The following is a 599-nucleotide window of genomic DNA, read 5'->3' as shown; positions in this document are numbered from 1 at the left end:
TTTGGGAACTGTTAAACAAGCTCTATGAAGTGCATGACGCTTTCAAAAAGTGTGTCCCATACTATCCAACCGCCACTGAAATCTGTAAGGAGATTGAGGATTTTATCTTAGAACTGCAACAGAAAACAACTCTCCCACAACGGTTCAGCATAGAAGAATTGACAGAACAGGGGGCGGTCTGATATGGCGGTAACGAGCCTATGGCATGTCAAAGGGAGCATAAAAGACGTGATTGACTATATAGAAAATCCAGAAAAGACCGTGCCGAATGAAGATATGCAGGACTTCTTTGACGTGTTCTCCTATGTGAAAAATCCGTCAAAAACAAATGAGGGCGAGTATGTTTCCGCTATCAACTGTTTGAAAGAAACCGCATTACAGCAGATGATTTTGACAAAGAAGCAGTACCAAAAGACAGGCGGATATATCGCATGGCACGGCTACCAGAGCTTCAAGCCAGACGAGGTAACGCCCGAACAGTGCCACGAAATCGGATTAAAACTGGCAAGGGAAATGTGGGGCGATAAATACCAGATAATCGTTGCCACCCACCTTGACAAAGGACATCTCCATAATCATTTCTGTTTTAACTCCGTTTC

1 protein-coding gene and 1 pseudogene are annotated in these 599 nt (G+C 43.7%); both read left to right on the top strand.

Annotated features, from left to right (window positions below; genetic code table 11):
• Positions 1–182: pseudogene (locus E5329_RS29305) on the top strand (plasmid mobilization protein); the annotation flags it as partial.
• 1 nt (position 183) lies between these two features.
• A partial coding sequence (locus E5329_RS29300; protein WP_168356821.1) for a relaxase/mobilization nuclease domain-containing protein occupies positions 184–599 on the top strand: 416 nt, incomplete at its 3' end.

Source organism: Petralouisia muris, assembly GCF_004793545.1.
Lineage (GTDB): Bacteria > Bacillota > Clostridia > Lachnospirales > Lachnospiraceae > Petralouisia > Petralouisia muris.
This window is presented reverse-complemented; position numbering and strand designations above follow the sequence as displayed.